This window comes from Thermostichus sp. OS-CIW-26 (genome assembly GCF_054058395.1).
Map to the genome: position 1 here is coordinate 17,350 of NZ_JBSSAG010000005.1, position 22,645 is coordinate 39,994.

The 22,645-nt window shown below is 58.7% G+C and carries 17 protein-coding genes, 2 tRNA genes and 1 pseudogene; 6 read left to right on the top strand and 14 right to left on the bottom strand.

The window, feature by feature from the left end; all coding sequences use genetic code 11:
- Nucleotides 1–32 precede the first annotated feature (32 nt).
- Nucleotides 33–1,181, top strand: coding sequence for an AI-2E family transporter (locus ACVW0C_RS03670; RefSeq protein WP_414341734.1), 1,149 nt, complete (start codon nt 33–35; stop codon nt 1,179–1,181).
- A 153-nt stretch (nt 1,182–1,334) separates the two neighbouring features.
- Here ACVW0C_RS03670 and ACVW0C_RS03675 read toward each other — a convergent pair whose 3' ends face one another.
- From ACVW0C_RS03675 to ACVW0C_RS03685, 3 genes are all read right to left on the bottom strand, one after another.
- Nucleotides 1,335–2,231 (bottom strand): sulfatase-like hydrolase/transferase, encoded by an 897-nt coding sequence (locus ACVW0C_RS03675; protein ID WP_011432786.1) that lies wholly within the window; start codon nt 2,229–2,231, stop codon nt 1,335–1,337.
- Nucleotides 2,219–2,659, bottom strand: a complete 441-nt coding sequence (locus ACVW0C_RS03680) for a LapA family protein (protein WP_414374744.1) — start codon at nt 2,657–2,659, stop codon at nt 2,219–2,221. The genes ACVW0C_RS03675 and ACVW0C_RS03680 overlap by 13 nt, the downstream gene beginning before the upstream one ends.
- 299 nt (nt 2,660–2,958) lie before the next feature.
- Nucleotides 2,959–3,030, bottom strand: a tRNA-Val gene (locus ACVW0C_RS03685).
- A gap of 156 nt (nt 3,031–3,186) precedes the next feature.
- On the opposite strand from ACVW0C_RS03685, the gene ACVW0C_RS03690 reads away from it, so the two are divergent.
- Nucleotides 3,187–3,939, top strand: a complete 753-nt coding sequence (locus tag ACVW0C_RS03690) for a segregation/condensation protein A (protein WP_414349871.1) — start codon at nt 3,187–3,189, stop codon at nt 3,937–3,939.
- A gap of 103 nt (nt 3,940–4,042) precedes the next feature.
- Here ACVW0C_RS03690 and ACVW0C_RS03695 read toward each other — a convergent pair whose 3' ends face one another.
- From ACVW0C_RS03695 to ACVW0C_RS03710, 4 genes are all read right to left on the bottom strand, one after another.
- Nucleotides 4,043–5,236 carry an RNA-guided endonuclease InsQ/TnpB family protein gene (locus ACVW0C_RS03695; protein WP_457384380.1) on the bottom strand — a complete coding sequence of 398 codons (1,194 nt, stop codon included), beginning with the start codon at nt 5,234–5,236 and terminating at the stop codon, nt 4,043–4,045.
- 235 nt (nt 5,237–5,471) lie between these two features.
- Complete coding sequence (locus ACVW0C_RS03700) at nt 5,472–5,819, bottom strand: DUF6679 family protein (protein WP_457384381.1); 348 nt, start codon at nt 5,817–5,819, stop codon at nt 5,472–5,474.
- Nucleotides 5,820–5,936: 117 nt separating this feature from the next.
- Entirely contained in the window at nt 5,937–7,364 is a 1,428-nt protein-coding gene (locus ACVW0C_RS03705) for a folate/biopterin family MFS transporter (protein ID WP_457384382.1), read from the bottom strand.
- 246 nt (nt 7,365–7,610) lie between these two features.
- Nucleotides 7,611–8,804, bottom strand: a complete 1,194-nt coding sequence (locus ACVW0C_RS03710; RefSeq protein ID WP_457384424.1) for an RNA-guided endonuclease InsQ/TnpB family protein — start codon at nt 8,802–8,804, stop codon at nt 7,611–7,613.
- Nucleotides 8,805–9,027: 223 nt separating this feature from the next.
- Between ACVW0C_RS03710 and ACVW0C_RS03715 the strand changes: the two are divergent.
- Together ACVW0C_RS03715 and ACVW0C_RS03720 are read left to right on the top strand one after the other, a co-directional pair.
- A pseudogene (locus ACVW0C_RS03715) lies at nt 9,028–9,630 on the top strand (zinc ribbon domain-containing protein); the annotation flags it as partial.
- A 90-nt stretch (nt 9,631–9,720) separates the two neighbouring features.
- Complete coding sequence (locus tag ACVW0C_RS03720; RefSeq protein WP_457384383.1) at nt 9,721–10,632, top strand: alpha/beta fold hydrolase; 912 nt, start codon at nt 9,721–9,723, stop codon at nt 10,630–10,632.
- Here ACVW0C_RS03720 and ACVW0C_RS03725 read toward each other — a convergent pair.
- Nucleotides 10,629–11,084: an HHL1-like protein gene (locus tag ACVW0C_RS03725; protein WP_414381947.1), complete on the bottom strand. Its 456-nt coding sequence runs from the start codon at nt 11,082–11,084 to the stop codon at nt 10,629–10,631. The genes ACVW0C_RS03720 and ACVW0C_RS03725 overlap by 4 nt on opposite strands.
- A gap of 143 nt (nt 11,085–11,227) precedes the next feature.
- On the opposite strand from ACVW0C_RS03725, the gene ACVW0C_RS03730 reads away from it, so the two are divergent.
- Nucleotides 11,228–11,301: transfer RNA gene (locus ACVW0C_RS03730), tRNA-Pro, on the top strand.
- A gap of 42 nt (nt 11,302–11,343) precedes the next feature.
- Here ACVW0C_RS03730 and ACVW0C_RS03735 read toward each other — a convergent pair.
- The 5 genes from ACVW0C_RS03735 to ACVW0C_RS03755 all read right to left on the bottom strand — a co-directional run bounded on the left by ACVW0C_RS03735 (nt 11,344) and on the right by ACVW0C_RS03755 (nt 19,596).
- Nucleotides 11,344–13,935, bottom strand: a complete 2,592-nt coding sequence (locus ACVW0C_RS03735; RefSeq protein WP_414357753.1) for a DUF3536 domain-containing protein — start codon at nt 13,933–13,935, stop codon at nt 11,344–11,346.
- A gap of 295 nt (nt 13,936–14,230) precedes the next feature.
- Nucleotides 14,231–15,253, bottom strand: coding sequence for a phospho-N-acetylmuramoyl-pentapeptide-transferase (mraY, locus tag ACVW0C_RS03740; RefSeq protein WP_457384425.1), 1,023 nt, complete (start codon nt 15,251–15,253; stop codon nt 14,231–14,233).
- A 343-nt stretch (nt 15,254–15,596) separates the two neighbouring features.
- Nucleotides 15,597–17,972, bottom strand: coding sequence for a phosphoketolase family protein (locus ACVW0C_RS03745; protein WP_414406787.1), 2,376 nt, complete (start codon nt 17,970–17,972; stop codon nt 15,597–15,599).
- A gap of 111 nt (nt 17,973–18,083) precedes the next feature.
- Nucleotides 18,084–19,199: a pentapeptide repeat-containing protein gene (locus tag ACVW0C_RS03750; protein WP_457384384.1), complete on the bottom strand. Its 1,116-nt coding sequence runs from the start codon at nt 19,197–19,199 to the stop codon at nt 18,084–18,086.
- Between the two features lie 22 nt (nt 19,200–19,221).
- Nucleotides 19,222–19,596 carry a DUF1257 domain-containing protein gene (locus ACVW0C_RS03755; RefSeq protein ID WP_457384385.1) on the bottom strand — a complete coding sequence of 125 codons (375 nt, stop codon included), beginning with the start codon at nt 19,594–19,596 and terminating at the stop codon, nt 19,222–19,224.
- A gap of 926 nt (nt 19,597–20,522) precedes the next feature.
- On the opposite strand from ACVW0C_RS03755, the gene ACVW0C_RS03760 reads away from it, so the two are divergent.
- Nucleotides 20,523–21,482 carry a sigma-70 family RNA polymerase sigma factor gene (locus ACVW0C_RS03760; protein ID WP_457384386.1) on the top strand — a complete coding sequence of 320 codons (960 nt, stop codon included), beginning with the start codon at nt 20,523–20,525 and terminating at the stop codon, nt 21,480–21,482.
- A gap of 9 nt (nt 21,483–21,491) precedes the next feature.
- Here the strand turns inward: ACVW0C_RS03760 and gcvT are convergent, their stop codons facing one another.
- A complete protein-coding gene (gene gcvT / locus ACVW0C_RS03765) occupies nt 21,492–22,616 on the bottom strand; it encodes a glycine cleavage system aminomethyltransferase GcvT (protein WP_457384387.1) in 1,125 nt (374 codons plus the stop codon).
- Between the last annotated feature and the right edge of the window lie 29 nt (nt 22,617–22,645).

The following is a 22,645-nucleotide window of genomic DNA, read 5'->3' on the forward strand; positions in this document are numbered from 1 at the left end:
GCGCTTTGGGATCCCTTGGGGATGGCTCCGGCATGAATCGCTTCTCACCCTTGCAGCGGTTGCTGCTCACCTGGATCTTGATCGTCATCAGCGGCTGGCTGGCCATACAGGTGGGTCGGCTGTTTGGGCATTTGCTCACCACCATCCTGACAGCGGCGGTGCTGGCCTTTTTGCTCAACTACCCGGTGCAGGTGCTGCGGCGCTATCGGGTCAGTCGAGGTTTGGCGGTCACCCTGGTCTTTGCTCTCTCGGTGGTGCTGCTGGTTTTGGTGGGGATCGCCGTGGTGCCGGTCTTGGCCAAGCAAGTGGTGCAGCTGGGGGCGCGGATCCCAGAGTGGGTGGACACCTTACAAAATTGGCTCGACCAGATTAGCCTTTGGGCCGCCGAGCGCAACATCAACCTTGGCCAGACGGAGCTGGTCAATACCCTTCTCAACCGCCTGCAGGCCAGCGCCGAGAAAATTGCCGGCCAATCCCTGGATCTCCTTCTGGGTACCTTTAACCAGGTGATCGACTTGGTGCTGGTGCTGGTGTTGGCCCTCTACATGCTGCTCTACGGGGGCCAGTTCTGGCAGGGGTTGCTCAGCTTGTTTCCCAAGCCTTGGGGGCCGCGCATTGGCGAAGCCCTAGCCCTCAGCTTTCAGAACTTCCTCATCAGCCAGTTGGTGTTGGGGTTCATCATGGCCCTGATGCTGGTGCCGGTTTTTGGGTTTTTGCGGGTACCTTTCGGGCTCCTGTTTGGCCTGCTGATCGGCCTGCTGGAGGTCATCCCCCTGGTGGGGGGGGTGATTGGCATTGGGGCGGCGGCGGTGTTGCTGGCCTTTCAGGACATTTGGCTCAGCCTTAAAGTGGTGCTGGTTTCCCTGATCGTGCAGCAGGTGAAGGATCGGGTGATTGCCCCGCGCCTGATGGGGGAGTTGATCGGATTGAACCCGGTGTGGATTTTGATCGCCCTTCTGGTGGGGGCGCAACTGGGGGGCATCCTGGGCGTGATCGTCGCCATTCCCCTCAGCAGTGTGGTGAAAAGCCTTTACGAGATCGCCCGCTCTGCCGACCTGGCCGCCGAAGATGGGTTGGGTTCCGGTGTAAAAGGATCCCCGCAAGGGCTCCGTCCGAGTAGCGCCAACGGCGAACCCCGCCGGGATCCTACCCTGCCCAAGCCGGAGACCCAGCAGATCTAGCTGCTCCAAAAGGGAAGAGGCTCTGCCCATGCGATTCAGGCGATCGCGTTAACCGGCAGGCAAACAGAGGCTCAATCCTGGTAAGCCCAGTTGCTGGGCTATCGATGGCCACCCTTGTCCTCAGGGAGAGGGGCTGGGGGTGAGGGCCTCATCCTAGCGAATCTTGCCCTCGATAAAAGGCACCTCCAGCACTTTTTCGTGGTGGATAGGGCCGTGGCCGAAGTAGCCTCCCTCCCCAAACAGTTCGCCGTGATCGGCTGTAACCGTGATGTAGGTGTTTTTGGGAACCAGGTCGAACAGCTGTTCAAAGATCCCATCCAGGTAGCGCACCGCCTGGATCTGTCGCTGCCGTAGCTCTTCCAACTGGGCCGAATCGAAAAAGGGGATCCCGTCCTCTTCTCCTTCATCCAGCCGCTTCAACACCCCATTCACCCCCGAGATGCGGGGCCACAAGCTGGGATCCTCATCGGGCAGCGCGTAGGGATAGTGAGTTTCGCCCACGTTTAACAGGTAAAAGCTGGGGCGATCCGGCTCGAAGCGCAACTGTTCCACCATGGCCGCCATATCGTTGTGCTGGGGCATGAGGCGGTAGGAATCGAAATCCCGATTCAGCAGCGTGCTGGGGTTGAGCACCGGCATGGAGACCATGGCGTGGGTGGTGTAGCCCAGTTGATGCTTCAGCAGCGTCGGCAAATAGAGATGAGGCAGCAGATGCTTGAACTCAATGGGTTGCCGGGTGCCGAGCCGCTCGTTGTAGCGCAGATAATCTTGCTTGTAGTGCTCGGACGCAAAAACGTGGATGGGGCTGGTGTGGGGCAGCAGGCCCATGAGCAGGTTGTAATGGGCAGGGGCCGTCCAGGAAGCGTAGCTCCAGCGCTTTTCCAGAGGGCCCAACTTCAGCAAGTGCTTGGGGTTGGCCGCCAGCAGGCTGTCGAAGCGGCAACTGTCTAGGACGATGAGCAGATAGTTGTTCTGTCCCCGCGGTTCAGGGCGGGGGTCGGGCTCAGACGCAGGAGCGGCAGACGATTTCCACCAGTTTAGGAATCCCATCCTTCCTCCTCCTCGTCGGCGTAGGGCCGCTGGACAATCCGCCAGTTGGGAGCTGCTGCCGCATCGTCGTCCTCAGGAGCGGGATCGCGAATGCGTTCCGGCGGGATATTGGAATAGGAATAGCGGCCTGCTTGGGGATCCGGCTCGTACTCCGGCAGATCTTGGGGCAAATAGTGGTCGGGGGGAATCAGCTGGGCTTCCAAAAAGCGAACTCGGTCGCTCAACTGAGTTAACTTACGGATTGCCTGTCGCTGGAACACCCGGTCGTGCAATCGCCAGGAGCCTACATACAAAAATCCCAGCCCCATCCCTGCTCCATAGGAGGCCAACAGCACCAACGACAAAGGAATCGGGGATCCCGATTGCCCACCCACCACAACCCTTGCCGGGGATCCCCAGTTTTGGATGAGGAGAACGAGCAGGCTCAAGATCCACAAGCCCAGGAGTATGAAGCGAAGGTTTCTGATCGCGTTAGCGGGACGAAATTCTTGCATGGCCTCAACCCTACCCTTTGATTAGGCTACCATTCTTCCCTTTCTCCACTGGCCTGGCAGCAAAGACGCTGGAAGCTCAAGCGGAGTTGTTCTCAACAGCCATTAGCCCTCTCCCTAAGGCGCGCTTCAGGGAGACCCCGGGGCGGAAAAAGTCGTTTCTAGCCGCCTGTATCTCTCCTCCAGGAGAAGGACTTGGACTGTTGAAGCTCGCTGCAGGAGCAGGTTTGCGGGTATGGGCGGTACAAGATTCGAACTTGTGACCCCTTCCGTGTGAAGGAAGTGCGCTACCACTGTGCTAACCGCCCGCAGATACCACTCTAGCAGCTATCGACTAGAGCAGGATCTCTATATTACCACGTCAGCGATTGAGCCAGAGGATTCGAATCGGCATGGGAGATGGCTAGAGATAGCCGGGATCCGGCCTGAGGGCTACAGTAAGGGTCAGGGAGCTGTGGGGTGCTATGGCCTACTCACCGACCGAAGAGGCAATTGCTCTGCTCATTGATTTGGCAGAACGAGGCGAGATCGATCCCTGGGATGTGCAGGTCATCGAGGTTATCGATCGCTTTCTGGCCCGTATGGCTCCCACCAGCAGCAGCCATGACCTGTCTGAGTCGGGACAAGCCCTGCTCCACGCTGCCATGTTGGTCTATCTTAAGGCGATGGCTTTGGCAGAACCAGAAGCAGAAGAAAGTGAGCCCAGCCCGGTGGAGGTAGAAGTGGATCCCTGGCCAAGCTGGTCTTTGGCGCACTTGGATCGCGTGTTGCAACCCAGGGCAGCACCCCGTCTTCAACGTACCCGGCCCATCACCCTCAAAGAACTCATCGCCCACCTGCAAGAGCTGGAAACCCTGCTGGAACACCAGCCCGAAGCTGCCCCAAAGCCGCTGGCCCAACGGATTTCTCGCCAGCAAGCGCTGTCGGCCATCACTCAGCTAGCCCACCCGGAAAACCTTTTGGAAACCACCGCCGAGCTAGAATCTCTGCTGGCTCAGCTTTGGCAGCAGGGTCTGACCCAGATCAGCTTTGTCGATCTCCAGCAACACTTTTGCCAAAAAAGCTATCAAAACGGCAGCAGCGGGACCATTCACCCCATTCAAGTCTTCTGGTCATTGCTGCTAATGGCTGCCCGCTCTCAGGTGGAGCTGTGCCAAGAGGAGTTCTACGGCCCACTGACCATCCGACCCTGCACAACTGAGGGCCTGGCAAAGTAGATCCCGCCCTTGGGATCCCCTTCATCTGCCAAGGTGAACTCTAGAGAACTTTTCTGGCCGTGGCCGGGCCATCCACCTCTAGGCTTCTGAGCTGGCGTGTAAACTACCCGACCCTGACTGCTTCGCAGTACAGAGCGGGCTTTCGGTAGCCCTGCAGTTGGCAAGCCAACCACGAACCTCTAGGCTGGTTTACAGCAGCCCCCAAAAGCGCAATCACATTCGCACCATTCAAATCCGCATCCCCTTCCCATCCACAGTGTCCACACTTGAACGACTTGCCACTGCGGTAGGATTGCGCAGGATCGGGATGGATATGCAAACACTTGTGGCAGGTCTGCGACGTGTAGGCAGGCGGAACAAGAATCAGAGCAACCCCCGCACGCAGAGCCTTGTACTCCAAAAATTGACGTAGTTGGTAGAACGCCCAACTGTTGGTCCTACGCCGCTCGGCTTTGCTGCGTGGCTGTTGATTGACCCTTTCCCGGATCCCTGTCAAGTCTTCCAGAGCAATAGCGCTGTTGGTAGCTTTTGCCCTAGAGACAATAGCTTTAGAGATGCGATGATTGACCCACACTTGAAAGCGTCTCTCCTTGCCAGACAGCCGTTGCAACAGTTCTCTGCATCTGCGCCGCGAACTGCGGGTGCCCTTACTGGCTTTGCGTTGGAGTGCCGCCCTCAGTCGGGAGTAGTGGTCGCGGACTCTGTTCAACTGCTGTCCATTCCAATTGTCCCCCTCTGACGTATGGGCAATATCTGTCCTTCCAAAGTCCACCCCGATCACCTTGTCGGTATCTTGTTGCTTGGGCGGGTTTTTCTCTACGCAAATCTGGATGTAGTAGGAGCCGTCCTTCCGCTGGACTAGGGTGGCCGATTTGGGGTTAGAGCCAGCCAGCATTCCCCTCTGGTAGTTGCCAATGGCTAGCTCAAAGCGTTCTCTTCCATCAACCGTGGCAAGCGACACCGTCCAGTCTTTCTCGCGGAATGAAAAGATACGTGCGTCGTAGGTAACGAACCTACGCTTGAACTCTTTAACCGGACGGTTGCGCTGTCTCGCCACTTTGCGAGCGCCTGCCACCCGTCTGCACACCTGTTGAGCCAAGTTACTGGACAAGCCGAACCGGGCTCGAATCTCGTAGTAGCAAAGGGATTGCAACTTGACCGCGTTGACGATCTTCTCCGGCGTGTTCTGGTTGACCCAGTTCAATGCCTGCACAAAGACATCCATCGTCGCGTCCAATTTGGCGGCTTGCGACTGGGACACCTTGAGCTTGCAGGGGACGGTCAGGACTTGGGTCATGGTTCTATCATAACTTCCGCATTCCTCCCGACACTGACCCTACAGGTACAGTGCGGGGCTCCTGCGATTTCTAGCTGAACCTGAGGATGTCAAGCGCTCTTCTGCGCCGCTCTGGCAAACGGAGAACTCAATCCGTGCCTTCAGCATCGTGCCGGGCACGATCCGCCCGTTTGAGATCTTCCCCACTGGAGCGCACCGGCAGCTCGGCAGGAGCCTCCCGATCCAGGTGGTAATCCTACACGAGGCGCTCGCTGCTGGGATGATCTTCTCCTTCGGTAGGCAACAGTGGCGGATGCAGCAATTCAGCCGGAGGGCAGTCTTCTGAGGTGAGCAAATCTGACGTGCTGAGCATCCCCTTGGGAATGGTGGAAAGGCGCTGAGCAACAGCTCCAATGCTTTCCAGGCGAATCATCTCCTCCCAGGAGCAGATCTCCTCCTCATCTTCTGTCTCGTAGCGAACTAGGATGGTGTCCCCTTCGATATCGAGGATCTTGGCCCGTTCCAGCCAGCGTCCCTGATCCCGCAGATAGATCCACACATCCTTGCCTTCGCGGCTGAGTTGATAGATCCTACGATGAAGCACGGTCCCCTCCTGAAGTGAAAGATCCGAGTGAGTTGTGGGGGCTACCCAGCTCATCCCTCCATCTTAGCGTCTGGACACCGAGGCTGTATGCCTTTCCCGAGGCCAGACAGAGTCTCTTTAGGTTGGGTCGGTTTCGGCCAGAGAGACCCCTTCCATCGCCAAGGCTGTCTCCGCTTCTTCTGCCTGCACATCCCGCAGAAAGGATTCCAGAGAGGCATGGGCTTCCGCCTCCAGTTCTGCTCCGCCAAGGGTTATGCTCTCTTCCGGCAGCCAGCCCAAAAACGGCAGGGGCAAGAGGGTAGAAAGGTTGGTCAGGATCAGCAGCAGCCCCAGCCGGCTGAAATCGGTCTCCGTTACCCCCAGCCCATGCATCAGCAGGGATCCCAGCTCTTGGGAGAGAAACCCCGCCAAATTAAAGGCCGACATCAGCAGAGCAAAGAGGGTGGCCTCGATCCCAGGGGGGCAGAGGCGGGCGGCCAAGACCAGCACTGGCATAAAGGCAATTTGTCCTGCCACCGTCAGCACCAGGCTGTCCCCCAAGCTAAACCAATGATCGTCGATACCCCAATCCCGGTTGAGGTGATAGACCAAGATAAGGCTGGTCAGGCCCAACGCCGCCGAGATCACCGTCATCCAGCCGAACAGGGGCCGCAGTGGGATCCGCCGCAGGTACACCTGGAAGATCCCTACCCCCAGCAAACTGGCGATGCTGGTAACCAAGCGCACCTGACCCAAAAATTCCGGCCCAAAGCCGAGATCGTTGGTGACAAAGTAAAAAAGAGCCGCATCGGCGCTGGGAGTGGCCTGCCAAACGAACACAAACAGCACCGGCAGCAAAATGCTGGGTTGCCGCAGCGCCCGCCACACCTGCCCCACCTGTTGTTGCAAGGGATCCCAGCCCTGGGACAACGCCACCGGTTGATCGGCAATAACCCAAGCTGCCAGAGCGATGAACAACGGCAACAAGGCCGTCAGCCCAAACACCACCTGCGGCGGATAATGGGCTAAGAGCGCTCCTCCCAAATAGGCGGTGAGCAGGGATCCCAAGGCCGTTGCTCCCCAAGTTAAAGATTGCAGCGTGCCCGTCCCCGCCCAGTCACTGCCGTGTACCCGCTCCACCACCAGCGAATCTACGATTACATCCCCTACCGCCACCGCCAGGGATCCCAAAACCATCCACAGGGTGGCCAGACCAGCCGTCGGTGCCCACAGGGCCATCCCCAGCCAAGCCCCACACCCCAGAAGCCCTGACAACAAGAGGTAGGGACGACGCCGATAGCCCGCCACCGGTACGGTATCTGACAGCAGGCCGTAGAGGGGCTTGAGGATCCAGGGGCTCATGGCAACGCCCATCAACGCCGCCACCTGAGACGGGCTGAGGCCCAAGCTATCCTTCAGGTAAAAGCTGGTGGCCAGCCGTGCCAGCCCCACCGCCCCCTGCACAAAGTACACCAAGAGGATTCCGAACAATTCCGGCGTCCAGTGGATATCCCGCAGCGGGGTCAGGGTGGATTGGTGCAGCCGTTGCAGCAGAGGATGAATCATGAGCGGTCGCAGTGTAGCGAGATGTTAGTTGGTGCGGTGTTGCCTTGGCAACAGCAAAACCATAAGAATCTTAACAGTCTCTTTACCTTAACCTGTCCAACTGGCTTCCGGCTCCGACCTCCTTGGACGGGTTGCGCTTCCCAGCGCTCTTTCTGCTCAACCCAGCCGAGCTACAAAATCTACAAAATAATGAGGTAATAATGAGGTCGAAATGAGGTCGAAAGGTAAACTACCCGGCTCCGACCGCTAAGCGGTACGGAGCGGGCTTTCAGTAGCCCTGAGCCTGCTCTGCTCTACCAGAGAACAAAACAAGCCCGGACCTCTAGGCTGGTTTACGACAGCCCCCAAGAGCGCAATCACATTCGCACCATTCAAATCCGCATCCCCTTCCCATCCACAGTGCCCACACTTGAACGACTTACCACTGCGGTAGGATTGCGCAGGGTCGGGATGGATGTGCAAACACTTGTGACAGGTCTGCGACGTGTAGGCGGGCGGCACAAGAACCAGAGAAACCCCTGCAGCCCTCGCCTTGTACTCCAGAAACTGACGTAGTTGGTAGAACGCCCAACTGTTGGCCCTGCGCCTTTCGGTTTTGCTGCGGGGTTGTTGATTGACCCTTTCCCGGATCCCTGTCAGGTCTTCCAGAGCGATAGCGCTGTTTGTGGCTTTTGCCCTAGAGACAATAGCTTTGGAGATGCGATGATTGACCCACACTTGAAAGCGTCTCTCCTTGCCAGACAGCCGTTGCAACAGTTCTCTGCATCTGCGCCGCGAACTGCGTGTGCCCTTACTGGCTTTGCGTTGGAGTGCCGCCCTCAACCGGGAGTAGTGGTCTCGGACTCTGCTCAACTGCTGTCCATTCCAGTTGTCCCCCTCTGACGTATGGGCGATATCCGTCCTGCCCAAGTCCACCCCGATCACCTTGTCGGCATCTTGCTGCTTGGGTGGCTTTTCCTCTACGCAAATCTGGATGTAGTAGGAGCCGTCTTTCCGCTTGACCAGCGTGGCGGCTTTTGGGTTGGAACCCGCCAGTATCCCACGCTGGTAGTTGCCGATGGACAGCTCAAAGCGCTCCCGACCCTCCACCGTGGTCAGCGACACCGTCCAGTCTTTCTCGCGGAACGAGAAGATACGAGCGTCGTAGGTAGCGAACCTACGCTTGAACTCTTTAACTGGACGGTTGCGCTGTCTCGCCACTTTGCGGGCGCCGGCCACCCGTCTGCAGACCTGCTGGGCCAAGTTACTGGACAAGCCGAATCGGGCGCGAATCTCGTAGTAGCAAAGGGACTGCAGTTTGACCGCATTGACGATCTTCTCCGGCGTGTTCTGGTTGACCCAGTTCAGTGCCTGCATAAAGGCATCCATCGTCGCGTCCAATTTAGCGGCTTGCGACGGGGACACCTTGAGCTTGCAGGATATGGTCAGGATTTGGCTCATAAGTTCATTGTACTTCATCAAAGCGCATTCCTCCCGACACTGACCCTACGGGCACAGTGCGGGGCTCCTGCGATTTCTAGCTGATCCCCGGGTGCTATGCCATCCAGCCAAGGGCGGGGATCCCAAGAAGTCCAGCATGCTTTCGTCCCATGTTGACCGGCCCAACCCCACCTCGGCGGCACCTGAACCCGCAACTGCAGCAGCAGGCAGGGCAGTAGAGACGGGAGGTTTTGTAGATATTGCCAAAGGGGACTTCGGCAGAATCACTCGGCTGTGCTACCACCTAGACGATCTGCAATCTAGGCTGAGTAAAGCACCGAGACCCAAGCGTAGGCGAATGCGGCAAGCGGCGTTTCGTCTGCGGGAGAGAATCAGGAACTTGGTGGACGAGTGCCATCGCAAGGTAGCGGCGTTCCTAACGGATAACTACCGATTGATATTCCTCCCCACTTTCGAGTCAGCCAAGATGGTTGCCAAGGCAGGGAGGAAGTTTGGTAGCAAGACAGCAAGGGCGATGCTCACCTGGGCGCACTATCGGTTCAAGCAGTTCCTGAAGTTTCAAGCCAAGAAGAAAAACGTGGTTGTCGTGGAAGTATCGGAAGCGTACACCAGCAAAACCTGTACCAAGTGTGGGCACATCCACACGAAGTTAGGTGGTGCGAAAGTGTTCACATGCCCCAAGTGCAACCATAGGCTACCACGAGATTGGCAAGGCGCTCTGGGTGTTATGCTCAGGGCTTTGCGGGATACCGCCGTTCTGTTTGGAAACGGACAGAATGCTATCGCTTCACCGTTGAGCAGTAATGCTCAGCAGTGTTCAGCGTAAATGTATCAGACAAAGGCATTCCGAAGCTATGATGAACAGGGATGGCTCTGAGTTTCTACCTACATCTTTAACTGGGTCTGTTTTCAGGCTGTGCTGACTGCTTCTTCTGCCGGTTCTGCGGCTGAGGCCATTGCTCCTTTTGCTCCCCAAGTCTGGAGCTGGCGCGGACATGCCATTCGCTACGTGGTGCAGGGATCCGGATCCCCGCTGGTCTTGGTGCATGGATTCGGGGCTTCCATCGGCCATTGGCGGCACAACATCCCCGTGCTGGCTGCGGCAGGATACCGGGTCTATGCCCTGGATTTGCTCGGGTTTGGCGGCTCGGCCAAGCCTGCTCTCCCCTACACCTTGGATCTCTGGGCGGAGTTGCTGGTGGATTTTTGGCAGCAGCACATTCAGCAGCCTGCTGTGTTTATCGGCAATTCCATTGGTGCCTTGCTCAGCTTGATGATGGCTGCCCGGCATCCCCAGTTAACAGCAGGGGCGGTGCTGCTCAACTGCGCCGGGGGACTGAACCATCGCTCCCATGAGCTCAGCCCGATTTTCCGCCTTTTCATGAGTGTTTTCACCGCTCTGGCGGCTTCTCCGGTGACGGGGCCGTTTTTGTTTGATCGGGTGCGGCAGCGGCAGCGTATCCGCGCAACTCTCAAGCAGGTGTACCGTAACCCCGCCGCCATTACCGATGAGCTGGTGGAGATTCTGTATGCCCCTTCCTGTGATGTGGGCGCTCAGCAGGTGTTTGCCTCGATTCTTACCGCTCCCCCCGGCCCGACTCCCGAAGCCCTATTGCCTCAGGTGCGCTGTCCGCTGTTGGTGCTCTGGGGAGAAGGGGATCCCTGGACGCCCATTCAACGGGGTCGCGGCTTTCAAAACCATGTGCAAGGGATCGACTACCAGTTCTTGCCCATTCCCAATACAGGCCATTGCCCCCACGACGAGCGCCCAGAGGTGGTCAACCCTCTGATTTTGGGCTGGCTGCCCAGGGCCTTTGCGGCGGTCTAAGCTTTTTTGGAGGTTCCTTTGCCGGAGAGGCCCAACCAACCTCGGATTTTGGCCATCCAGACTTGAAGGGGTGAAGGCTGGGGACGGATCGCCACCTGGATCGGCTCGTCCTGAAAGTCCTTGTCCTTGAGGCGAAACCCAAACTCCAGGTCATCTTTCACCTTGCCGAGACGGGGAAACAGCCTGACGGCTGCTTTTTTGAGTTCTTCCTCGTTTTGGAAAATGGCCTGGTGAATGGCGCTGGAACGCCCCACTGCCAGGGATCCCACCGGCAGCCAAGGGTTGGGCTGGCCAGGCGCGGGCTGGCGACGGCGGGCAAAGATGTTGAACTCCGGCATCCCCTTGGCTTTCAGCTCGTCGTACCGTTTGGCGGCTTCCTTGCGCTTGGCAGTGTTGGAGCTGGCCGGTTTTTTCTCAGGCTTGGATTTGCGGAAACCCTTAGACTGACTCATACTTGGGCTGACAAGAGGGGGGGTTTTTGCAGCTTAGCGCAGATTGGATCCCCTTCTCTGCTGGGGATCCCTTGTCCTCATTGTCCGTAGCCGGCGTGCTATACTTGTTGAGCTTCGGCGGGCGGTTAAAGGGGCCTGTCAGTCGGGATGTAGCGCAGCTTGGTAGCGCACTTCGTTCGGGACGAAGGGGTCGCAGGTTCGAATCCTGTCATCCCGATGGCTTTAAAGTTCACTGAGCTCTCAACTTAATCTTGGGGGTTTAATTTTGGGGGTGTAGGTGACGCAGCCAGGCATTGACGTTGACCCGAATTCGCTGCCCAACCTGTAAGAGGCGGTGCAGGTTTTCGGCAGAAATGTCTCGGCAGTCTTCTTGGGGCCAAGCTGGGCAACGCGGGCCAATTTGACGCTCCAGCGCTGTCAGATAGAGCTCTTGCAGGCGATCCAAGTTGATGGGCAGGCGCAGGTCTGCAGCCAATTGCAGCCATTCTTCCAGGTTGTAGAGCTGTTCGCCGAAGGTCTCCGGCTCAAAAGCGTGGGCAAGGTGCCACATCCCCCGCTGCAGGAGCCGATCCAGAACCCGGGCTGCCTCTTCCCGCCGCAACTGACACCCCAACTGCTCGGCCTCGCGCACAATTGCCCGCAATTCCAGCAGGTGATCCCGCTTGCCCTCTTCCATTTCCATCGCCCGCAAACTGGTCAACAGGCGTTGGTTGAGGGTGATCTGAGCGGCAGCCAACAACTCTTCCGGGATCGGCAGGCCGTCGGCCCGAAAGGCCATCAAGACCCCGTAATTGTCCAGGTAGGTTTGGCGGTAGAGCTGGGCCAGGCGGTCTAGGGTATCTTGAGTGAGCCAGCGCATCATCTGCTGCCGATCTTCGTCGTCGAGGGCGTTCAAGTCGAAGGTTTCCGGCCCAAATAGGTCTTGCAGGGTCAGGATCATCTGGATCCGACTGTGGGATCCGGCCAGCAGCCGCGCTTTTATCTGCTCGTAGATGCGCCGCCCGGCAAACGGCTTGACGCCACATTGAAAGTCCCAGCCGCCGAGATGGAGCATGGCGTAGATCAGGTCGTGCTCTTCGCGGGTGGTGGGAAAAGTGAGCTTCACCCGCCCGATGGCCAGTGTCGACCCGCCTATCGTCAGGCGCTCTTGATCCACTTGATCCAGCACATATCCTTGGGAACGGGGGATCCCGTTAAACAGGGAAAACATGGCGTGCTGAGCCACCAGCCGTTGCGGGCTGATCAAGCTGGGGCGCACCAAGGCGCAATAGACCCCCTTGCCGTCTCTGTAGAGGTCGAGGTTGCTGGGGGCCTTGCTCAGGCGCTGCAAAAACTCCTCTTCTAGGTTGACATCCGCCACTGCTGCTGCCAACTGGATAGCCCGTGCCGCGTAACGCAGGATCTGCACCCCTTCAGGACGGGATAGCTCCTCGAAAAACCAGCCACAACTGGTGAACATCAACTGGCTGTAGCGCTGCATCTCCAACAGGCGCAGCACTTGCACCCGATCTTCGGCGGTGAGGCGGTGGCTTTGGTGCTCCTGCAAAAAGGCATCACAGCGCTCCCGATCCAAAATCACCTCGATGTAACGATCCCGCGCCAGCCAGGGATCCCGCAGGTAGGCTCTGGCCTCCGTCTCGTAGATCTCGGCCAGCTGATCCCGCAGCCAGTTGAGGGCCTCCCGCAGCGGTTGCCGCCAGCGTTGGTGCCACCCTCCCACCGCTCCGCAGCCACAGTCTCGCGACCACCGTCCTACCCCGTGGGCGCAGCTCCAGGCGGTGACCGGTTTCAGTTGCACCTCCCAAGTGGGGGGATGTTGGCTGAGAAAATGGCTGTAGTTGCCCACCTGCCAGCCCCGGCGGGGAAATTCCTCGCAAAAGGCATAGGCCAGCGTGCGTTCTACACCCCGCTTGTGGTGGCCAAAAGTCTCGCCATCGGTGGCACAGTTGATCAGATAGGCTTCCCCCTCTTTGTCCGGGCGCAGAGCGGAACGGATCCGCTCCGCCAGCGAATAAGTACTGTAAACGATATCCCCAAAGCCCAAGTCACGGGAAATGGGGCCATCGAAAAAGAAAATATCCAAGTACCCCTCCCGATCGGGGGTAAAGCAGCGGTAGGGCCGACGGGGATCGATCTGGCCTTGGCTGACATCGATCCACTCCGTTTGTCCCAAGGGGCGAATGCGCTGCGCTTGGCTGGGGGCCAAAATGACGAAGCGGATCCCACATTCGACCAAGGCCGTGACCGTTGCTGCATCAATGGCGGTTTCGGCCAGCCACATGCCCTGGGGATGGCGCCCGAAGCGGTGTTGGAAATCGGCAATTCCCCAGCGGATCTGGGTGTACTTGTCTCGCTCGTTGGCCAGGGGCAGGATGACGTGGTTGTAGACTTGGGCGATGGCATTGCCATGACCCTCCAGCCGCTCAGCGCTGAGACGGTCGCCGGCCAAAATGCGTTGGTAAACTTCAATGTCATGCTCCTCTAGCCAAGAGAGGAGAGTAGGGCCGAAGTTAAAGCTCAAGAATTCATAGTTGTTGACAATGCGCACCACCCGTCCTTGGTCGTCCAGAACGCGGGCAAAGGCGTTGGGGCGGTAACATTCCGCCCAAATGCGCTCGTTCCAGTCGTGAAAGGGGCTGGCGCTCGGCTGTCGCTGAATGCGGTTGAGGCAGGGATCCTCTCGGGGCGGCTGATAGAAATGGCCGTGCAACACCACGTACGGCCGCGCAGAGGAAAGCTCAGCAGCACCTGCCGGAGAAGGAGCCGCTTGCATCGGCGGGTCGGAGACCAAATCGCTGTGCCCTGACTGTGCCGCTGGCCTATCGGAATTTTTGGAGCCACTCGGCATCATGAGATTACACTCCTTTTAGAGGCCTCCAACTGGGTTACAGGGGAAGGCAATGTTAACTTAAGTTCATATCCATACGTTACAGCGATCCCCGATCTGCAACGGTGAATGTAAAAGATTCAGTTGGAAATTTGACAGGGAACAAACATCGGTCAGTAATCTTTGCGTTTTCCTCACAACAGAAGGGATCCCGGGACTTAGCGGGTGGGGGCCGATCTGCCGGTGGCCATTTCCCACGCCGAACAACCCGTTTGAGGTCAGGCTCCCATTGGAATCCCGGTGGATCCCCAGCTCGAACTCACATTCCGGTCCAGTGCCACCAGGCCCAGCCCAGCCCCATTAGCAGCGCCGTTATCCCATAGAGGGATCCCACCACCTGCACCTCCGACCAGCCCCCCAGCTCCAGATGGTGGTGCAAGGGCGACATGCGCAACAGCCGTCTGCCTGTGCCGGTTTTGCGTTTGGTGTATTGGAAGTAGCCCACCTGCAGCATCACCGACAGTGCCTCTGCCACCAGCACTCCCCCCATCAGGGCCAAGGCCCAGAGCTGATCCCCCAGCAGCGCCAACCCGGCCAGAGCGCCCCCCAACCCCAGGGATCCGGTATCGCCCATGAACAGCCGTGCCCGGTGGTGGTTGTGAACCAGGAACCCCAAGCAGGCACCGCTCAAGGCGAAGGCCAACACCGATAGCTCTGGATCCCTGTGAAGGAGCCCCAGCCCAATCAGCAGGATGGCCACCACCCCTGCCGCCAAGCCGTCCATACCATCGGTGAGGTTTACGGCATTATTGGTGCCCACCAACACAAACAGGGCCAAGGGCCAGAACAGCCAGCCCAGAGAGAGGGTGCCTATCCCCGGCAAGGTCAGACTGGTCGGGATCCCCTGCCAGGCCAGGTAGACACAAAACCCAAGGGCAACTCCCACCTGGAGCAACAGCTTGTGTTTGGGAGACAACCCCTTGTTGGATTGCTGTCGGATCACCAGCCAATCGTCCAGCCAGCCGACAAAGCTGTAGGCCAGCGTGAGCAGCGCGACGGCCAGCCAATGGGGATCCCAGCCGCTCCAGATCCCCGCCACCAGCAGCCCCACGGGCAAAAAGCTGATCCCGCCCATGGTGGGTGTGCCTGCTTTTTTCTGGTGGGATTGGGGCCCCTCCTGGCGGATCACTTGCCCCGCCTTCCAGCGCCGCAACCCGGGGATGAGCAGGGATCCCAGCAGGGCCGAACCCAACGCGCTCAATCCAAAAGGAACGACCACCTGGGGGCGGATCCCGATCACAAGGGTCGAGAGGGCCAAACCCAGCCCCAGCGAGAGCGCCATCCCGCCCCACTCTGTTTCTTCCACCTCCAGATCGGGAAGGGTATCCGCATCCACCCTTTCTGAACCCCTCACACCCTCAACCTCTAGACTTCAGAAAACTCCGGCAGGCAGAGCCCAAGAAAACTCTATCCTGCCAGAGCTCAGAGGCGAAAGCTATGGTGATTTCAGGTTAGGGTGAGATGCCTAGGCTACGGAGAAAAGCCCCATAGCTCTATGCATTATTGCTCCGCAACGCTGACGCGACGACGCGACTGCGGGACGACGCGATGACGGAACCAACGTTTTCGGTGGGGGTGCGGTGTCCCAGTTTGAATTGAAATGGCCATAGTTGGTGGGGATCCCTTCAATAGGGCCACTTCCAGTTGCGCACCTCCGGCAGATCTTCCCCGTGTTTGCAGATGTACTGCTTGTGCTCCACCAGCTTGTCCCGGATAAGCTGCTGGACGTGATCCCGCCGGTACTTGAAGCGATCCACCCGCTCCAAGACGTCGTTGGCCAAGTTAAAGCGATCCACCTGGTTGAGAACGCACATGTCGAAGGGGGTGGTGGTGGTGCCTTCCTCCTTGTAGCCGCGCACGTGCAGGTTGTGGTGGTTGGGACGGCGGTAGGTGAGGCGGTGGATGAGCCAAGGATAGCCGTGGAAGGCAAACACGATGGGCTTGTCGGGGGTGAAGATACTGACAAACTCCTTGTCGCTAATGCCGTGGGGGTGTTCGCTGGGCGGCTGCAGCTTCATTAGGTTCACCACGTTCACCACCCGGATCTTGATCTCCGGCAGGTGCTGCCGCAAAAAGTCCACCGCCGCCAGGGTTTCCATGGTGGGCACATCGCCGCAGCAGGCCATCACCACATCCGGCTCTGAACCCTGATCGTTGCTGGCCCATTCCCAGATGCCCAAGCCCTGGGTGCAGTGCTTGATGGCCGCATCCATATCCAGGTACTGCAGGGCCGGCTGTTTGCCTGCCACGATCACGTTCACGTAGTGGCGACTGCGCAGACAGTGGTCGGCCACCGAGAGCAAAGTATTGGTATCCGGGGGCAGGTAGACGCGGATGATTTCGGCCTTTTTGTTGACCACGTGATCCAAAAAGCCGGGATCCTGGTGGCTGAAGCCGTTGTGATCCTGCCGCCACACATGGGAAGTCAGCAGGTAGTTGAGGGAAGGGATGGGCCGCCGCCAAGGAATGTGACGGGTGGTTTTCAACCATTTGGCGTGTTGGTTGAACATGGAGTCCACCAGGTGGATGAAGGCTTCGTAACAGGAAAAGAACCCGTGTCGCCCGGTCAACAGGTAGCCTTCTAGCCAGCCCTGACAGACGTGCTCGCTGAGGATCTCCATCACCCGTCCATCTGGGGAGAGGTGCTCGTCGCAATCGTAGATGGGAGCTACCCAGGTGCGGTCGCTGGCCTCAAACACAGCATCCAAGCGGTTGGAAGCGGTTTCATCGGGGCCAAAGAGGCGGAAGTTGTGGGGGTTGAGCTTCATCACATCCCGCAGAAATTGCCCCAGAACTCGGGTGGCTTCGGCCTCGGTGGTGCCGGGGCGGGGGACAGGCACGGCGTAGCGACGGAAATCCGGCATTTTCAGCTCCCGCGTCAGCAGGCCGCCGTTGGCGTGGGGCAAAGCCCCCATGCGTTTTTCCCCTTTGGGGGCCAGCTCTTGCAGCTCCGGCAGCAGACGGCCATTTTCATCGAAAAGTTCTTCCGGCTTGTAGCTGCGCATCCAGTCTTCCAGAGCTTTGAGGTGATCGGGTTTTTTGGCCAGATCCGCCAGGGGCACTTGGTGGGAGCGCCAGAAATCTTCCACCTTTTTGCCGTCCACCTCTTTGGGGCCGGTCCAGCCTTTGGGGGTGCGCAGGATGATCATCGGCCATTGGGGACGAGTGGGATCCCCTTTGCTGCGGGCATGCTGCTGGATTTCTTGGATCTCGTGGATCACCGTGTCCAAAGTGGCGGCCATCAACTGGTGCATCTCTGCCGGCTCGCAGCCTTCTACGAAGTAGGGTTTGTAGCCGTAGCCCACAAACAGATTTTGCAGCTCGTCACGGCTGAGGCGGGCCAAAACGGTGGGATTGGCGATCTTGTAGCCGTTCAGGTGCAGAATCGGCAGCACTGCTCCGTCGTGGATGGGGTTGAGGAACTTGTTGGAATGCCAGGAAGCGGCCAAGGGGCCGGTTTCCGCTTCTCCATCCCCCACCACACAGGCCACCAGCAGATCGGGGTTGTCGAAGGCCGCCCCAAAGGCGTGGGCCAGGGCATAGCCCAGTTCTCCCCCCTCGTGGATGGAGCCAGGGGTTTCCGGAGCCACGTGGCTGGGCACGCCGCCGGGGAAGGAGAATTGCTTGAACAGCTTGCGCATGCCTTCGGCGTCTTGGCCGATGTTGGGATACACCTCGCTGTAGGTGCCTTCCAAGTAGGTGTTGGCCACCAGAGCAGGGCCACCGTGGCCGGGGCCGGTGATGTAGAGGATGTTGAGGTTTTCCCGTTTGATGATGCGGTTGAGATGCACGTAGATGAAGTTCAACCCGGGTGTGGTGCCCCAGTGCCCCAGCAGGCGTGGCTTCACATGTTCCAGTTTCAGGGGTTCTCGCAGCAGCGGGTTGTCCATCAAATAGATTTGCCCGACCGACAGATAGTTGGCGGCCCGCCAGTAGGCATCCATTTTGCGAAGCTCGTCGGCGGTGAGCGGTTTTGTCGAGAGCTGTTCTGCCAGAACCATAGCTGTACCCCATAGGTATCTCTACTCCTATGGTGATCCGGGTTTGCCCAATTGCCGGGGGATCTTGGGATTCCTTTGGATTTGGCTCATTGGGTGAGCGGTAGGCACCTGTTACCACCACCAGGGCTTGATCGGGGTGCCGTCGGGAAAGATCAGGCCGGCAATCCGGGATCCGCTGTGCTTTAACCCTTCGATCTGAGCTCCTTCCAGGTTGGCTTGGGTTAGGTTGGCCCCGCTGACATCGGCCCGCCGCAGGTTAGCCCCCTGAAACTGGGCCTGACGCAGCTCGGCGCCGCTGAGATTGGCCCCTTCCAGGTCGGCATTTTGCAAGTTGGCCCCCCGCAAGTCCGCCCGCTGTAGGTTGGCTCCCCCCAAGTCTGCTCCCTCTAGGTTGGATCCACGCAGATCCGCCCGGTTCAGATCCGCTCCCCTCAGCCGGATCTGACAGAGCACCAGTTCCCGCAGATCGGCTTTGCTCAGGTCTTGGCCGGAGAAATCCTGTCCCTGTCCCCCCCAATTCTGCAACTGCCAGATGTGGCGCACCCGTTCTTCTAGGTGGGTCTCTTCCGAAAGCTGGGATCCCCGCAGGCTGGTGCCGCTAACTTTTACCCCCCTCAGGTCGGATCCCCGCAGGTCGGCTCCCTGTAAGTCGGCTCCGCTCAGCTTGGCCCCTTGCAAATCCGCTTGGCGCAAATCCGTTTGCCGCAGCCGGGCGCCGTTGAAGTTGCAAAAGCGCAAGTTGGCCCGCCTCAGGTTGGCCTCCCACAGGTTGATCCCCCCCAGCCGTGCTTCTTGAAGGTCGGCTCCCTCCAGGTCTGCATAGGCAAAATCCCGCTCCCCCCGCCGATAGGCCACGATCACCCCTTGCGCTCCCCCCACCGGGCGAAAAGGGCTGTAGGTGCGACAGGCCCGTTCTGCCTCCGGCTGGCCAAGCTGAGACAACAGCCGCCAAGCTTCCAGCCGCACCGCCCAAGAGCTGTTGCCGGCGAGGGCTGCAATGAGTTCGGCCAGGCCCGCCGACCCGTACTGCAGCAACTGGGATAGCGTGGCTAAGCGCACGGCTTCATCGCTATGGGCGAGTCGTCGCCGCGCCCCCTCGAGACCTCCCAGCACTAAGGCATGGGCCGGGGCGCTCCCGGTTGCCGTTTGCCCCCCCAACACCAGATCCCAAGGTTGGGGCCGGGATCCCTGGTCAGTCCTGACAGCCGGCTGAGGCTTACCTACCATGGGCGGATGCCGATGGGCCTAGCTATACCCAACGCCCCACCACCACGCGGATGGTGCCATCCTCCAGCACTTCTTCGGCCTCGATGGTATAGCCCTGCTCACGGGCTGAGCGCAGCAAACTTTTGTGGGCGTAGCGCTGCAAAATCGGCTCCAGGAAGGTCTTGGGATCGATGCCCGCCCCCCACAGATCGGCCACCAGCTCGTAGTGATCCCCGTTGCGACGAAACCCGATGTCGAAGCCATTTTTCTGACGGATCACCAGATCGGCGCGGGTGCGGTTCCAGAGATAGCCCCGCAGGCTGGCATTCCGCTGCACGGCGTAGCCCAATTCCTTCAGGGTCTCTTCCAGGAGATCGGCGTCTTTGATTTGCACTTGCAGGGTGGTGAAGTGAGACATGGCCCTTCCAATCCTTTGACCGATGGAGACCGGATCCTCACTATAAAGCGCCCTTGGGGTGGTGGAAGAAATGTAAACCATCCTGCGGTGGGTCGAGCGAGCGGAACGCAGCTCCCCCTTTCTCCCGCAGGAGTGCAACACACCTGGGCCTGGAGGATCGCTGGGCTGGCCTGACCTGCCTTCTTATGTAGGCGCGCGCTGCGGCATTCGCGATAGCGGTACGGAGCACCAAGGCTGAGGCATCCGCGCCTAGCGTGTTCGGTGATACAGAAATCTTAGATCTGCATCTAGTGTCCAAAGTCGAGTATTGGCGATAACTTCCACTAGGTTTAGAGGCAGAAGCAAAAACCTGTCCCACAGGGATCCGTCCTCATCTGTTTCCGGCTGAGGTTGTCGGCGATGACGTGCCAAATTCACCTCAAGGCATTCCAAAAACCTGCTGATGAACCTTTCTATTCCCTGCCGAGCAAGCTCTTCCGATAGTTCTGCAAACAGAAATATCCATTTCTAGTTCTAACAAAATGAGTGAAAAAATTTGCTTTCTTAGCTTATGAGCAATCTGATTTGGCATCAAAAACTTGTTGATTGTTTAGAACAATCTTTCGTAACTTTCCTAAGCCTTAAATCCAGGCTTATGAAATGGTTAATTTCTCGGCCACCCTTTTAGTAGAGTTTTTAATCGACAAAATGGGCAGCTAGACGCTCCTAATAGAGTCTAGTGAGCCAGACTCAATAAATTTAGTGAGTCAAACACCGAGTTCTGGATTAGATTTTTCGAAGTCAAAGCCTTTACGAAAAGGCTTTTGTGCTGGTATGAATAAGGTGCTGTTTGCAGAAAGGTCAGCTTCGTGTGTAGGAAGAGGGCCCGATGCAGCAGGAGAAGTAGAGATTCTGACAGGACATGAATTTATGGTGTGGGGTTTGATATGTCAGAAAGTCTTGACTTGCAAGATGCGGTGGGGCGTTTCTTGAAGACGATTGGCCGCTACTCGTTGCTCACCGCTGAAGAAGAGCTCCGCCTGGCTCACCAGGTGCAGCGGATGGTGACGCTCTTGGAGCAACGGCAGCCCCATGAGTCTGTGGAAGGTTGGAGCCAGCGGCTGGGGATCCCCTTGGCAGAGCTGCAGCAGATCCTGCGGCAGGGGGAAGCAGCCAAGAAACGAATGGTGGAGTGTAACCTCCGCTTGGTGGTGTCGATTGCCAAGCGCTATCGCAATCGCGGCTTGCCGTTTCTGGATCTGATTCAGGAAGGCACCATCGGCCTCACCCGCGCCGTGGAAAAGTTCGATCCCACCCGTGGTTACAAGTTCTCCACCTATGCCACTTGGTGGATCCGGCAAAGTGTGAACCGGGGCATCCAGAACAAGGGGCGGATGATCCGTCTGCCGGCCCACATGTACGAAAAAGTCTCCCAGGTGAAGCGGCGCTACCGCGAGTTATCTGCCGAAAGGGGATCCCGCCCCCAGGCAGAAGAAGTTTTTGATTCTCTGGATATCGGCGATAACTACCGGGAGCTGATCACCCGCCACATGGCAGAGATGCGTTCCTTGAACGTGGGGGTAGGGGATGAAGACGGCACCGAGCTGCAGCACTTTATCCCAGATGAAGACAACGACCCTGTCGAACACCTAACCCAGGTTGCCCATCGAGAGGAAGTCCGCGCGCTGGTGGGCCAACTGAGCGAACGAGAACGACAGGTGATCGTGGCTCGCTATGGGCTGGATGGATCGAGGGGCCTAACGCTGCGGGAAATTGGGGAGCACATCGGCCTTTCGCGAGAGCGAGTCCGACAAATTGAGCGGCGGGCCTTGCGGAAATTGCGGCGGCTGCAGCAGGAATACTCCACGCCCAAAGCTGCCAAACCCTGGGTTAACGGGAACCTGTAACCGTTTGCGTCAGCGGTGCGCAGCACTGTAGAAAGGTTTTTTCACCACTTCGGCAGGCTGGCGCTGCCCCCGAATTTCAATTTCCAGCCGGGATCCCACCTTGGCCCAAGCCGGAGCGACATAGCCCAAGCCGATGCCGTAGCCCAAACTGGGAGAATGGGTGCCGCTGGTTACCCGTCCGATCGGCTCAGGGGAGTTGGGAGCGTAGATGGCATAGCCGCTGCGGGGGATGGCCGGATGCAGCATGCGAAACCCCACCAGGTGGCGAGGGATCCCTTGCTGCCGTTGGCTTTCGATGGCGGGCTTGCCGATGTAGTCCCCTGGGTTGTTCACCAACCAGCCCAAGCCGGCTTCTAAGGGAGTGGTGCTCTCGTCCATGTCCTGCCCGTAAAGATGGAAGGCAGCCTCCAGGCGCAGGGTATCGCGGCAGCCCAGCCCACAGGGTTGTACGCCGGCCTGAATCAGTTGCTCCCAAAGGCGGATGCCGTCTTCGGGGCTGAGCATGACTTCAAAGCCATCTTCTCCGGTGTAGCCGGTGCGGGCCACGAAGATAGACTCTCCCAAGGCTCCCGCCGCTCCGGCAAACTGACCGTGCTGAAACCGGCGCAAAGCCTTCAGGGATCCCTCCAAAAAGGGCTGGAGAACCTGTTCGGCTGCCGGCCCCTGCACCGCCAACAGAACCTGAGCATCGGAGTGATCCTGCAGGTTAACTCCGGGGATCCCTTGGAAGTGGTGGTTGAGCCAATCCCAATCCTTCTGCCGGGTGGCTGCATTGACGATCACGCTCCAGTGCTCCAGCTCACCCTCCGGTGGATGCCGGTAGAAGATGACATCATCCAAAATGCCCCCCAGTGGATTGAGCAGGACGGTGTACCGACCAGATCCCACAGGAACGGCGCTCAGATCGCTGGGAACCAGACGGCTGAGGTGGGATCCCAGCTCCGGCCCCCAGAGGGTGAACTTGCCCATGTGGGAAATGTCGAATATCCCCACCCTCTCCCGCACTGCCCGATGTTCTGCTATCACTCCCCGATACTGCAGCGGCATTTCCCAGCCGGCAAAAGAGACAAATCGCGCCCCCAAAGCTTGATGAAGGGAGAACAAGGGGGTGCGTTGCAGAGGCGTTTGGCTCATCAAGGGATCCTCAGCGGTCTAAAGACTAA

Bases quoted from the DNA above. Each gene is read 5' to 3' on its own strand.
- ACVW0C_RS03735 (WP_414357753.1), bottom strand. From the start codon at position 13,935: ATGATGCCGAGTGGCTCCAAAAATTCCGATAGGCCAGCGGCACAGTCA.
- ACVW0C_RS03690 (WP_414349871.1), top strand. From the start codon at position 3,187: ATGGCCTACTCACCGACCGAAGAGGCAATTGCTCTGCTCATTGATTTG.
- ACVW0C_RS03710 (WP_457384424.1), bottom strand. From the start codon at position 8,804: ATGAGCCAAATCCTGACCATATCCTGCAAGCTCAAGGTGTCCCCGTCG.
- ACVW0C_RS03705 (WP_457384382.1), bottom strand. From the start codon at position 7,364: ATGATTCATCCTCTGCTGCAACGGCTGCACCAATCCACCCTGACCCCG.
- gcvT (WP_457384387.1), bottom strand. From the start codon at position 22,616: ATGAGCCAAACGCCTCTGCAACGCACCCCCTTGTTCTCCCTTCATCAA.
- ACVW0C_RS03750 (WP_457384384.1), bottom strand. From the start codon at position 19,199: ATGGTAGGTAAGCCTCAGCCGGCTGTCAGGACTGACCAGGGATCCCGG.
- ACVW0C_RS03670 (WP_414341734.1), top strand. From the start codon at position 33: ATGAATCGCTTCTCACCCTTGCAGCGGTTGCTGCTCACCTGGATCTTG.
- mraY (WP_457384425.1), bottom strand. From the start codon at position 15,253: ATGGCGCTCTCGCTGGGGCTGGGTTTGGCCCTCTCGACCCTTGTGATC.
- ACVW0C_RS03695 (WP_457384380.1), bottom strand. From the start codon at position 5,236: ATGACCCAAGTCCTGACCGTCCCCTGCAAGCTCAAGGTGTCCCAGTCG.
- ACVW0C_RS03745 (WP_414406787.1), bottom strand. From the start codon at position 17,972: ATGGTTCTGGCAGAACAGCTCTCGACAAAACCGCTCACCGCCGACGAG.
- ACVW0C_RS03755 (WP_457384385.1), bottom strand. From the start codon at position 19,596: ATGTCTCACTTCACCACCCTGCAAGTGCAAATCAAAGACGCCGATCTC.
- ACVW0C_RS03725 (WP_414381947.1), bottom strand. From the start codon at position 11,084: ATGAGTCAGTCTAAGGGTTTCCGCAAATCCAAGCCTGAGAAAAAACCG.
- ACVW0C_RS03675 (WP_011432786.1), bottom strand. From the start codon at position 2,231: ATGGGATTCCTAAACTGGTGGAAATCGTCTGCCGCTCCTGCGTCTGAG.
- ACVW0C_RS03760 (WP_457384386.1), top strand. From the start codon at position 20,523: ATGTCAGAAAGTCTTGACTTGCAAGATGCGGTGGGGCGTTTCTTGAAG.